Annotated in this window: 10 protein-coding genes; 5 read left to right on the top strand and 5 right to left on the bottom strand. The window is 68.8% G+C overall.

What is annotated here, in order from left to right; genetic code table 11:
- Positions 1–90: 90 nt before the first annotated feature.
- The 4 genes from AC1DTF_RS10505 to AC1DTF_RS10490 all read left to right on the top strand — a co-directional run bounded on the left by AC1DTF_RS10505 (position 91) and on the right by AC1DTF_RS10490 (position 4,029).
- Complete coding sequence (locus AC1DTF_RS10505) at positions 91–1,122, top strand: LacI family DNA-binding transcriptional regulator (protein ID WP_477474030.1); 1,032 nt, start codon at positions 91–93, stop codon at positions 1,120–1,122.
- 134 nt (positions 1,123–1,256) lie between these two features.
- On the top strand, positions 1,257–2,132 hold the full coding sequence (locus tag AC1DTF_RS10500; RefSeq protein ID WP_057168688.1) for an ABC transporter permease: 876 nt from the start codon (positions 1,257–1,259) through the stop codon (positions 2,130–2,132).
- Between the two features lie 29 nt (positions 2,133–2,161).
- Entirely contained in the window at positions 2,162–3,205 is a 1,044-nt protein-coding gene (locus AC1DTF_RS10495) for an ABC transporter substrate-binding protein (protein ID WP_477474029.1), read from the top strand.
- A gap of 11 nt (positions 3,206–3,216) precedes the next feature.
- The gene (locus tag AC1DTF_RS10490; RefSeq protein ID WP_477474028.1) at positions 3,217–4,029 is read left to right on the top strand and encodes an ABC transporter ATP-binding protein; all 813 of its coding nucleotides are present in this window, start codon (positions 3,217–3,219) and stop codon (positions 4,027–4,029) included.
- A gap of 9 nt (positions 4,030–4,038) precedes the next feature.
- On the opposite strand, the gene AC1DTF_RS10485 is transcribed toward AC1DTF_RS10490, so the two are convergent.
- Entirely contained in the window at positions 4,039–4,593 is a 555-nt protein-coding gene (locus AC1DTF_RS10485) for a dihydrofolate reductase family protein (RefSeq protein WP_477474027.1), read from the bottom strand.
- A 107-nt stretch (positions 4,594–4,700) separates the two neighbouring features.
- Here AC1DTF_RS10485 and AC1DTF_RS10480 point away from each other — a divergent pair, with 107 nt between their 5' ends.
- Positions 4,701–5,660, top strand: coding sequence for an alpha/beta hydrolase (locus AC1DTF_RS10480; RefSeq protein WP_057168684.1), 960 nt, complete (start codon positions 4,701–4,703; stop codon positions 5,658–5,660).
- Here AC1DTF_RS10480 and AC1DTF_RS10475 read toward each other — a convergent pair.
- The 4 genes from AC1DTF_RS10475 to infB all read right to left on the bottom strand — a co-directional run bounded on the left by AC1DTF_RS10475 (position 5,657) and on the right by infB (position 11,384).
- Positions 5,657–7,000 carry an MATE family efflux transporter gene (locus tag AC1DTF_RS10475; RefSeq protein WP_477474026.1) on the bottom strand — a complete coding sequence of 448 codons (1,344 nt, stop codon included), beginning with the start codon at positions 6,998–7,000 and terminating at the stop codon, positions 5,657–5,659. The two genes, AC1DTF_RS10480 and AC1DTF_RS10475, sit on opposite strands and share 4 nt — an antisense overlap.
- Complete coding sequence (locus tag AC1DTF_RS10470) at positions 6,963–7,961, bottom strand: DHH family phosphoesterase (protein WP_477474025.1); 999 nt, start codon at positions 7,959–7,961, stop codon at positions 6,963–6,965. The genes AC1DTF_RS10475 and AC1DTF_RS10470 overlap by 38 nt, the downstream gene beginning before the upstream one ends.
- A gap of 150 nt (positions 7,962–8,111) precedes the next feature.
- On the bottom strand, positions 8,112–8,597 hold the full coding sequence (gene rbfA, locus AC1DTF_RS10465; RefSeq protein WP_477474024.1) for a 30S ribosome-binding factor RbfA: 486 nt from the start codon (positions 8,595–8,597) through the stop codon (positions 8,112–8,114).
- Between the two features lie 3 nt (positions 8,598–8,600).
- A complete protein-coding gene (infB, locus tag AC1DTF_RS10460; protein ID WP_477474023.1) occupies positions 8,601–11,384 on the bottom strand; it encodes a translation initiation factor IF-2 in 2,784 nt (927 codons plus the stop codon).
- Between the last annotated feature and the right edge of the window lie 45 nt (positions 11,385–11,429).

Genomic DNA, 11,429 nt, shown 5'->3' with positions numbered 1-11,429 from the left:
GCCGTCAGCACTTCGGAATGCGCTTTCCAAGGTAAGCTGTGCGAGCGCTCCGGTCAACCCCGGGGTTCGGCGACAAGGGCGGGAGCGGGCATGGCGGCGGTCACTCTGCTGGACGTGGCAACGCGGGCCGGGGTCTCCCAGGCCACCGCATCACGCGTGCTCAACGGCTCGAATCGGGTTCCCGGCGAGGGGGTTGCCGATCGGGTGCGCACCGCGGCGCGTGAGCTCGGCTATGTGCCGAACGCGCAGGCACAGGCGTTGGCGCGGGCCTCCACCGGATTACTCGGCCTGATCGTGCACGATATCGCCGACCCGTACTTCTCCTCGATCGCGCGCGGTGTGCAGTCCGCCGCCCGCGCCGCCCGCAAGCAGGTGCTGCTGGCCGGCACCGACCGCGACTTCGACATCGAGCGGGAATCCGTCAGCACCTTCATCGCCCACCGCGCCGACGCCATCGTGCTCGCGGGCTCCCGGCAGAGCGGCGACCTGGACCGCGAACTCGAAGCCGAGTTCGGCCACTACCGCGCCAACGGCGGGCGGGTGGTCGTGATCGGGCAGCCACTGGCCTTCGGCGGCGCCGTCGAGCCGGAAAATCACTTTGCCTCAAGCGAATTGGCCGATGCACTGGTGGCCGCCGGGCACCGGCAGTTCGCCGTGATCGGCGGGCCCGGAAACATCCGGACCTCGGTTGACCGCCGCAACGGTTTCACCGAGGCGCTGGGCAGACACGGGCTGACCACGCTGGTGGAGGTGTCCGGAGACTTCACCCGCGACGGGGGCCATTCCGCCGCCCGCCGGCTCGCCGCCGCGCTCGATCTCAGCCCCGGCGGCACCCGCGAACCGGTCTGCGTGTTCGCGGTCACCGACGTGATGGCCATCGGGGCCATCGCCGCCTGGCGCGAGCTGGGCCTCAGCGTGCCGCGCGACGTGTGTATCGCCGGTTTCGACGACATTCCGACACTGCGCGACCACACCCCCAGCCTGACCACGGTCGCGCTGCCACTGGAGGAGATCGGCGCGCGCGCAGTCGAATTGGCGTTGCGTATCGACACCGATGCCGATGACCTGCGGGAACGGATCCCGGGGCGGATCGTGCTGCGGGACAGCACGCGCCTTGGCTGAGTAGATCTTCAGGCGCGGGTCACCTCTTGGTTGACAGTGTGCGCCAGGTCACGTTAGTGTCGGATTCGCTTCGGAAAGCGCATTCCCAACGGGTGGAAACCAGACCCGTTCCACTGCGACCTTGAGGACAATCCATGGCGGTCACCGCATCGGCCCGCGTCCAGTCACCGGACTCCGGCCCGGCCTCCCGGCCGGCACCCCCACGAGCACGTTGGTCCTTCTCCCCGCGCCGCACCGCGGCCAACCTGTGGCGACCCGTCGTGCTGGTCGTCGCGCTCCTGGCCGGCTGGTGGGCCGCCACTGAGGCCGAACTCGTCGCGCCCTACATCCTGCCGTCCCCCGGAGACACCTGGGCGGCGGCGCAGCAGAACGCCGCCTACCTCGCCCAGAACACCTGGGTGACCACCTGGGAGACGGTGATCGGCTTCGTCATCGCCACCGTGGTCGGCATCTTCTTCGCGGTGATGATGATCTACTCGTCGAGCTTCGAGAAGACCGTCTACCCGCTCATCCTGTTCGCCCAGGTGATTCCGAAGATCGCCATCGCACCACTGTTCATCGTGTGGCTCGGTTTCGGCCCCTCCCCCAAGATCCTGGTCGCCGTGCTGATGGCCTTCTTCCCCATCGTCATCTCCGGGCTGGCCGGCCTGCGTTCGGTGGACCCGGAGATCCTGGAACTCACCTCGACCATGGGTGCCAGCAAGTTCCGGACCTTCATGAAGGTCCGCTTCCCCGCCTCGCTGCCGCAGCTGATGTCCGGGCTCAAGGTGGCCGCCACCCTGGCCGTCACCGGTGCGGTGGTCGGCGAATTCGTGGGCGCCAACGAAGGTCTCGGCTACGTCATTCTGCAGGCCAACGGAAGCCTGGACACCGCAATGCTTTTCGCCGCGCTGATCATCATGTCGCTGCTCGGGATCGTGTTGTTCGCGATCATCGAGATCGCCGAGAAGCTCCTCATCCCCTGGCACGCCTCACGCCGGACCTCCAACTCCGCCTCCACCGCGGTCTGACCCTTCCGAAACCCGATCAGGAGACACACATGTTTTCATTCAGCCGTCGCGTCACCACCGCGGTCGCCGCGACCACCGCCATGCTCACCCTGGCCGCCTGTGGCGGCGGAGGTGCAGGCGAGAACAACTCGGCCGCCGAGGGCGCCGAAGGCACGACACCGGTCACGCTGATGCTCAACTGGTATCCCTACGGTGAGCACGCCCCGCTCTACTACGGCGTGCAGGAGGGCATCTTCGCCGAGCACGGTATCGACCTGACCATCGATCCCGGGCAGGGCTCCACCCGCACCGCCCAGGCGGTCGGCGGCAAGCAGGTCGACTTCGGCTGGTCCGACACCGCCGCGGTGCTGAGCAATATCGACCAGGGCGTCGACATCAAGAGTGTCGGGGTGTTCCTGCAGACCACCCCCTCGGCGGTGCAGGTCTTCGCCGACTCCGGCATCGAGGAACCGGCCGACCTGGCCGGGCGCACCATCGCCGTCTCCGCCGGCGACGCCCCCACCACCACCTTCCCGATGTTCCTCGCCGACGTCGGCCTGGCGCCCGGCGATGTCAAGGAGCAGAACCTGGACTCCGCGGGCAAGATGGCCGCGCTGATGGCCGGCCGGGTGGACGGGCTGATCGGCTTCGCCCACGACCAGGGCCCGACGATCGCCAACAAGAGCGGACGGGAGATGCGCTACTTCCGCTACTCCGATGCCGGCCTGAACTTCTTCAGCAACGGTCTGATCACCCACAATTCGACGATCAGCGACAAGCCCGAACTGGTCCAGTCCATGCTCGACGCCGTCAGCGCTTCCTATGCGGCGGCCAAGGAAGACCCCGAGGCCGCGGCGAAGGCCATGGTCGGCGTGGATCCGCAGACCCCGCCCGAGCACGTCCTGCTGCAGCAGTGGCAGGAGACCATTCCGCTGCTGACCACGCCGGCCACCACCGGTAAGGCCCCCGGCACCAACGCCGATGAGGACTGGACCTCGACCATCGCCACGCTGAACGAGGCGGGCCTGCTCACGTCCAACAAGGCCCCGGCCGACTACTGGGCCTCCTCGTTCGTTCCCGCGGCCGGAGAATAGGGAAACCCACCATGACCTCCGCAACCATCACCGCACCGAGGACCACCGTGACCTCCGACGCCATCACCATCGACAACCTCACCGTGACCTTCTCGTCGAAACGGTCCACCGTGACCGCCGTCGACAACGTCAGCCTGCGGGTCACCGACGGTGAATTCGTCTCCATCGCAGGGCCCTCCGGCTGCGGCAAATCGACACTGCTCAAGGTGGTGGCCGGTCTGACCGACGCCACCTCCGGCGATGTCCGGCTCCGCGGCAAGGCGGTGCGCGGCCCGCAGCGCGAGATCGGCTACGTCTTCCAGCGGGCCGCCCTGCTGGAGTGGCGCTCGGTGCGCCGCAACATCCTGCTGCAGGCCGAGATGCGCGGCATGCCCCGCAAGGCCGCCCAGGCCCGCTGCGACTACCTGATCGAGATGACCGGGCTCACCGGATTCGAGAACGCCCTGCCGCACGAGCTGTCCGGTGGTATGCAGCAACGTGTTTCGCTGTGCCGCGCGCTGTTGCACGAGCCCGGTGTGTTGCTGATGGACGAACCGTTCGGTGCGCTCGACGCGCTCACCCGGGAGAAGATGAACGTCGAGTTGCACCGCATCTGGCGTGAGACCGGAACCACCGTCGTGCTGGTGACCCACTCGGTGGCCGAGGCGGTGTACCTGGCCAACCGGGTCGTCGTCATGAGCCCCCGCCCGGGCCGCATCGTCGAGACCCTCGATGTCGACCTGCCCGCCGAGCGCGAGTACGCCGAGACGATGGAACGCCCGGAGTTCATCAAGGTGGCCAACCGGGTCCGCGACCTGCTGGGCAGCTCCGGCACCGCGGACTGACCCGCTCTATCAGCGGATGCGGGACCAGCGCACCAGGGTCACGCCGCCGGGAAAGCTGCGCGGTGCGGCCGACGGCGAGAACCCCGACAGCATTGTGCCGTCCGGGAACAGCCGTCGGCCGGCACCCTGGACGCACGGGTACAGGAACAGCCGGTACTCGTCGACGACATCGGCGGCGATCAGGGCCTGGCACAGGGTGATGCTCCCGGTGACCACGATGTCACCACCCCGGCCTGCCACCAGCTTGCGTACGTGGTCCACCGGGTCGCCGGCCAGGATCGTGGAGTTCTGCCAGCCCGGCTCGGACAGCGTGGCCGACACCACATACTTGTCGACGGTGTTCAGGTAGTCGGTCACACCGGTGGTGTCGTCGGTCTGCGCCGGCCAGTAGCTCCGGAAGTCCTCGAAGGTCTTGCGGCCCAGCAGCAGCGCATCGGCGGTCGAATCCTGGCGTCTCATCTCGGCGAGCAGTTCATCGTCCTGCGACTGCGGATCGAACCAGTCCACCAGCATCTCGACCGAGCCGTCGATGGTCATGTTCTGCGTGATGATCAAGGAGCGCATGTCAGTACTGACTGTTCGCCGACAGTGAACTCATCGCCGTAACGAAAAGTGGTCACCACACGACGTATTCGGTGGGTCGGGGGGCTCGCTCAGACAGGACTGCACCCATGAAACCCTTGCACAACCTGCCCCGCCGGCTGCTGGCCGGCCTGCTGGCCGCGATCCTGCTGCCAGGTCTGATCGCGGTCGCCGGCCAGTCTGCGACCGCGGCGGCGTTCTCCCGTCCCGGTCTGCCGGTGGAGACGCTGATGGTGCCCTCGGCGGCAATGGGCCGCGATATCCCGGTGCGCTTCCAGGGCGGCGGGCCACGCGCGGTCTACCTGCTCGACGGGCTCCGGGCCCGCGATGACAACAGCGGCTGGGACATCGAGACCGCCGCCTTCGAGACCTTCTTCGAGTCCGGTGTCTCGGTCGTCATGCCGGTCGGTGGCATGTCCAGTTTCTACACCAACTGGCAGGGACCAGCCGTCGGCAACGGCACCACCCAGAACTATCAGTGGGAGACGTTCCTCACCTCCGAGTTGCCCGGCTACCTGGCCGCCAACAAGGGCATCTCCCCCAGCGGGAACGCCGTGGTCGGGCTGTCCATGTCGGGCAGCGCCGCGCTGACGCTGGCCGCCTACCATCCCGGCCAATTCAGCTACGCGGCATCGCTTTCGGGCTACCTCAACCTCTCTCAGGGCCTGTGGCCGCTGCTGGTCACCTTCGCCATGGGCGACGCGGGCGGCTTCAACTCGGTCGCCATGTGGGGACTCGGTGGCGGACCGGCCTGGCGGCGCAACGATCCGACCGTCAACGTCGGCAAGCTCGTCGCCAACGGCACCCGCATCTGGGTGTACTGCGGCACCGGGCGCCCGGGTGAGCTGGGCGGCGGCGGCGACATCGCCGGGCAGGTGCTCGAGACCATCACCCTGGACAGCAACCGCAATTTCGCCCGTCAGTACCAGAACGCCGGCGGCACCAACGGCACCTTCGAGTTCCCGCCCAACGGCACCCACGGCTGGGGCTACTGGGGCGGACAGCTCAACGCCATGAAGGGCGAGATCCAGCGCACCCTGGGGGCTTAACCGGTACCGGCCACCAGCCAGCGACCCGAGAAGGTGCGCCAGCCGACGAACACCAGGCGCAGCACCATGAACAGGGACAGGCCGGACCAGATGCCGACCAGCCCCCAGCCGTACCCGAGGGACAGCCAGATCAGCGGCAGGAACCCGAGCAGGGCGCTCAGCAGGGTCGCGTTGCGCATGAACTTGGCGTCACCGGCACCGAGCAGCACCCCGTCGAGGGCGAAGACGATGCCGGCGACGGTGAGCTGGCCTACCAGGAACCACCAGGGCACCGCGATCTCGTCGAGTACCGCCCGATCGGTGGTGAACAGTCCCGGCAGCACCGCGGAACCGGCGGCGAACACCAGCGCGAACACCGCCGCCGCGGCGGTGGAGAAGATGGTGACCCGCCAGGCCACCGACTTGGCGTGGGCGAACTGGCCCGCGCCGAGTGCGGCGCCGACGAGGGACTGCGCGGCGATGGCCAGTGAATCCAGCACCAGGGCAAGGAAATTCCACAGCTGGAGAACCACCTGGTGGGCAGCCACCGCCGCCGCACCGAACCGCGCGGCCACCGCGCCGGCGGATACGAAACAGGCCTGGAACGCCAGCGTGCGCAGCGCCAGGTCGCGGCCCATCACCATCTGGGCGCGCAGCACCGCGGGCTGCACCCGCAGCCCCACCCGCTCGGCGAACAGGGCCCGGCAGAACAGCACCGCGGCGATCCACTGCCCGACGACATTGGCCACCGCCGACCCGGTCAGCCCCAGCTGCGGCAGCCCCAGCCAACCGAACACCAGCGAAGGACACAGCACCGCCGAAACGCCAAAGCCGACAAGGACATAGCGCAGCGGGCGGATGGTGTCCTGCACCCCGCGCATCCAGCCGTTCCCCGACATCGAGATCATGATCGCCGGGGCGCCGAGGATGGCGACCCGCAGCCAGGGCAGCGCCGCGTCGGCGATCTCGCCGCCACCGGAGATCACGTCCAGAATCGGGACGGCCAATGCCTGGACGGCGACCACCACGATCAGTCCGAGACCCAGCGCCAGCCAGGTGGCCTGCACCCCCTCGCCGACCGCCGCCTGCCGGTCACCGGAGCCGAAGAACCGCGCCGAACGGGCCGTGGTGCCATAGGACAGGAACGTCAGTTGCGAGCTGACCAGCGCCAGCACCAGCCCGCCGATCGCCAGGCCGGCCAGGCTCAGCGCACCGAGGCGCCCCACGACCGCCAGGTCGAACAGCAGATAGACGGGTTCGGCGGCAAGCACTCCCAGAGCGGGCAGCGCCAGACCCGCGATCCGCCGGGCGGTGACAGGTTCGTCAGCCAAGTGCACCCTGCAGGGCGGCAACCACCTCATCGGCGGAACCGGTGGCCGAGTAGCCGGCCGCCTTGCGGTGCCCGCCACCCCCGAACCGGCCGGCCACCGCCGCGATGTCCAGTGACTTCGAACGCATCGACACCGACCAGTGCTGCGGCTCGATCTCCTTGAAGACCGCCGCAACCTCGGCCTGGGCCGTGGTCCGCACGATGTCGACGATGCTCTCCACTTCCTCCGGCCGCGCCTTCGCCCATTCCTCGTGCGCCACAACCGCATAGACCAGGCCGCGTCCGTCGGCCGCCTCCTCCAGCAGCCGGGCCGAGCCCAGCACCCGGGACAGCATCGGCAGCCACGCGAACGGGTGGGTGTCCATCAGGGTCCGGCTGATACCGGCGTTGTCCACGCCGATGTCGAGCAACCGTGATGCCAGCCGATGGGCCCGCGCGCTGGCCCACCGGAAGGAACCGGTATCGGTGGTCAGCCCGGCATACAGGCAGTGCGCGACGGCACCGTCGATCGGCTTGTCCCACGCGTCGAGCAGATCGGCCACCAGCATGGTCGTCGAATCTGCTTTGGGATCCACGAAATTGGCGGTGCCGAACAGGGTGTTGGAGGCGTGGTGATCGATCACCAGCAGCTCGCGGGCTTCCTCGGCCAGTTCACWCAGACTGCCGAGCCGATTGAGGGTCGGGATGTCCACGGTGACGACCAGATCGGCGTCGCGGCGCAGGAGTTCCGGGGCGACCAGCAGGTGCCCGCCGGGCAGCGTGCGCAATGACTCGGGCAGTTCGTCGGGTGTGGCGAAGCTGACCGCCACGCTCTTGCCCGCCTGCTCCAGCACCTGCGCCAGGGCCAGTCCGGCACCGATGGTGTCCGCGTCGGGATAGACGTGCGCCACGATGACGACGGTTTCAGCGCCGCTCAGCACGTCGGCGGCCCCGCCCGCATCGACACGGGAGCCCACTGAGGCTATATCAGTCATCGGATCGATCGCCGTCATCGTTGTCCTCGGAGTCGTACGCGTTCGGTCCCCCGCTTTCCCCACCGCACGGTCCACGTTACGGGTCGAGGCCGCGGTGGACATCGGCACCCTCCCCACGGAAAGGTCCCGCACACCGGGGTGTGCGGGACCTCTCAGTCGTGATGACCGTCAGTTCGGCCGCGGGTCTCCCGCATCCTCTTCATCGGTCGCCTCGTCACCGTCGGCCGCAGTCACGCGGTACGGGTCGGCCTCCCCCGCCGGCTTGGCGCCTTCCCGGATCCGGGCCAGATCGGCGTCCGCCTCCCGGGCCCGGGCCAGCAGGGCCTCCATGTGCGCCGAGGTCTCGGGCACCTTGTCCAGCACGAAAGCCAGCGTCGGCGTGAAGCGCACTCCGGTGGCCGCACCGACCTTGCTCCGGAGAATGCCCCTGGCCCGCTCCAACGCCGCGGCCGCACCCTCGTAGTCGGGTTCGTCCTGCAACGTCGCACCGCGCACCGTGTAGTAGACGGTGGCGTCGTGCAGGTCTCCCGTCACCTTCGTGTCCGTGACGGTCACGAAGGCCAACGGGGGATCCTTGATCTCGAACTCGATGGCAGAGGCCACAACCGTGCCGATGCGCTTCGACAGGCGGCGTGCACGTCCAACATCAACCATGACTTAGGTGCGTTCCTTCTCGACGAGTTCGTACGCCTCGATGACGTCGCCCTCTTTGATGTCGTTGTAGGTCAGCGTCAGACCACACTCGTAGCCGTCGCGCACCTCGGTGACATCGTCCTTCTCCCGCTTCAGCGACGAGATGGTGACCGTCTCGGYGACCACCACGTTGTCACGCAGCAGGCGCGCCTTCGCGTTGCGGCGCATGATGCCGGAGGTGACCAGGCAGCCGGCGATGTTGCCGACCTTCGACGACCGGAAGATGGCCCGGATCTCGGCGCGGCCGAGCTCCTTCTCCTCGTAGACCGGCTTGAGCATGCCCTTGAGCGCGCTCTGGATCTCGTCGATGGCCTGGTAGATCACCGAGTAGTACCGGATGTCGACACCCTCGCGGTTGGCGAGCTCCGTGGCCTTGCCCTCGGAACGCACGTTGAAGCCGATGATGATGGCATTCGACGCCGACGCCAGGTTGACGTTGGTCTCGGTGACACCACCGACACCGCGGTCGATGACGCGCAGTTCCACCTCGTCGTCGATCTCGATACCCAGCAGGGCCTCCTCCAGCGCCTCCACGGTGCCGGAGTTGTCGCCCTTGAGGATCAGGTTCAGCTGCGAAGTCTCCTTCAACGCTGCATCGAGATCGTCCAGGCTGATGCGCTTGCGGGTGCGGGCCGCCAGCGCGTTGCGCTTGCGGGCACTGCGGCGATCGGCGATCTGCCGGGCGATCCGGTCCTCGTCGACCACCAGCAGGTTGTCACCGGCACCGGGCACCGACGTGAAGCCGATGACCTGGACCGGACGAGACGGCAGCGCCTCGTGGATGTCCTCGCCGTGCTCGTCGACCATGCGACGAACACGTCCATAGGCATCGCCGGCCACGATCGAGTCGCCGACCCGCAGCGTGCCGCGCTGGATGAGCACGGTCGCCACCGGGCCACGGCCACGGTCCAGGTGCGCTTCGATCGCCACACCCTGGGCTTCCATGTCGGGGTTGGCCCGCAGGTCCAGCGACGCGTCGGCGGTCAGCAGGACCGCTTCCTCGAGCGCCTGGATGTTGACGCCGTTCTTCGCCGAGATGTCGACGAACATGGTGTCGCCGCCATACTCCTCGGCCACCAGGTTGTACTCGGTGAGYTGGGCCCGGATCTTCTGCGGGTCCGCGCCTTCCTTGTCGATCTTGTTGACCGCCACCACGATCGGCACATCGGCCGCCTGCGCGTGGTTGATGGCCTCCACCGTCTGCGGCATGACACCGTCGTCGGCGGCGACCACCAGGATCGCGATATCGGTGGCCTTCGCACCACGGGCACGCATGGCCGTGAAGGCCTCGTGACCGGGCGTGTCGATGAAGGTGATGAGACGCTCGGCACCCTCATGCTCGACGGCAACCTGGTAGGCACCGATGTGCTGGGTGATGCCACCGGCTTCACCCTCGCGCACGCTGGCGTTCCGGATGGTGTCCAGCAGGCGGGTCTTGCCGTGGTCGACGTGACCCATGACGGTGACGACCGGCGGACGGAATTCGAGATCTTCCTCGCCGCCCTCGTCCTCGCCGTAGGTGAGGTCGAAGGACTGCAGCAGTTCGCGGTCCTCGTCCTCCGGGGACACGACCTGCACGACGTAATTCATCTCGCTGCCGAGCAGTTCGAGGGTCGAATCGTCCACCGACTGYGTCGCGGTGACCATCTCACCGAGGTTGAACAAGGCCTGCACCAGCGATGCCGGGTTGGCGTTGATCTTGTCGGCGAAGTCCACCAGCGATGCGCCACGGGCCAGCCGGATGGTCTCACCGTTGCCGTGCGGCAACCGCACACCACCGACGACCGGGGCCTGCATGTTCTCGTATTCGGCGCGTTTCGCCCGCTTCGACTTGCGTCCACGACGGACCGCGCCGCCGGGACGACCGAAGGCACCTGCGGCACCGCCGCGCTGGCCGGGACGGCCACCGCCGCCACCACCGCCGGGACGACCGCGGAAACCGCCGGCTGCTGCTCCGCCGGCACCGGCACCTGCACCGGCACCGCCGCCTGCGCCGCCGCCGCGGTAGTTACCGCCGCCGCCACCGCCACCGGGACGGCCACCGGGAGCCGGACGACCGCCCGGACCGGGACGCGGACCGCCTGGGCGACCGGTCGCACCGGGACGCGCGCCGGGCGGGCGGGGAGGCATGTTGCCTGGTGAGGCTCCACCGGGACGCGGTGCGCCCGGACGCGGGCCGCCGGGGCCGGGGCCCGGACGGGGACCGCCGGGGCCGGCCTGCGGACGCGGGGCCGGACGCTCGGCCGGTGCCTGCGAGGAGAACGGGTTGTTGCCGACGCGCGGGGCGCGCGGCGCGGGCTTGGGTCCCGGAGTCGGTCCCGGACGGGGCCCGGGGGTCTGGGTACCGGCCGATGCGGCGGGAGCCGCCGGTGCAGCCGGTGCCTGAGGTTCGGCCGGAGCTGCCGGAGCCGCCGGTGCAGCAGGCGCGGGGGCCTGGGCTGCGGGAGCCACGGGGGCCGGGGCCGCCGGGGCCGGGGGTGCAGGCGGAGCCTGCGGTGCCGGCTTCGGGCCGGGCTTGGGGCCGCCGCCGGACGATGCCGGCTTGCTGGGCGCCTTGGCTGCGGGAGCATCTGCCGGGGCGGATTTTCCGCCTCCGAACGACTCACGCAGACGGCGTGCGACGGGGGCTTCCACCGTCGACGACGCCGATTTGACGAATTCGCCCTGATCGCTCAGACGGGCGAGAACTTCCTTACTGGTGACACCGAGTTCCTTCGCTAACTCGTGCACGCGGGCCTTACCTGCCACTACTTCTCCTCGTTTGGAGGCGACAGCGGTGGTGGGGCCGCGCCT

Source organism: Mycobacterium sp. P4_H6 (genome assembly GCF_056400845.1).
This window is presented reverse-complemented; position numbering and strand designations above follow the sequence as displayed.

Bases quoted from the DNA above. Each gene is read 5' to 3' on its own strand.
- rbfA (WP_477474024.1), bottom strand. From the start codon at position 8,597: ATGGTTGATGTTGGACGTGCACGCCGCCTGTCGAAGCGCATCGGCACG.
- AC1DTF_RS10495 (WP_477474029.1), top strand. From the start codon at position 2,162: ATGTTTTCATTCAGCCGTCGCGTCACCACCGCGGTCGCCGCGACCACC.
- AC1DTF_RS10500 (WP_057168688.1), top strand. From the start codon at position 1,257: ATGGCGGTCACCGCATCGGCCCGCGTCCAGTCACCGGACTCCGGCCCG.
- AC1DTF_RS10485 (WP_477474027.1), bottom strand. From the start codon at position 4,593: ATGCGCTCCTTGATCATCACGCAGAACATGACCATCGACGGCTCGGTC.
- AC1DTF_RS10480 (WP_057168684.1), top strand. From the start codon at position 4,701: ATGAAACCCTTGCACAACCTGCCCCGCCGGCTGCTGGCCGGCCTGCTG.
- AC1DTF_RS10475 (WP_477474026.1), bottom strand. From the start codon at position 7,000: ATGAGGTGGTTGCCGCCCTGCAGGGTGCACTTGGCTGACGAACCTGTC.
- AC1DTF_RS10505 (WP_477474030.1), top strand. From the start codon at position 91: ATGGCGGCGGTCACTCTGCTGGACGTGGCAACGCGGGCCGGGGTCTCC.
- AC1DTF_RS10490 (WP_477474028.1), top strand. From the start codon at position 3,217: ATGACCTCCGCAACCATCACCGCACCGAGGACCACCGTGACCTCCGAC.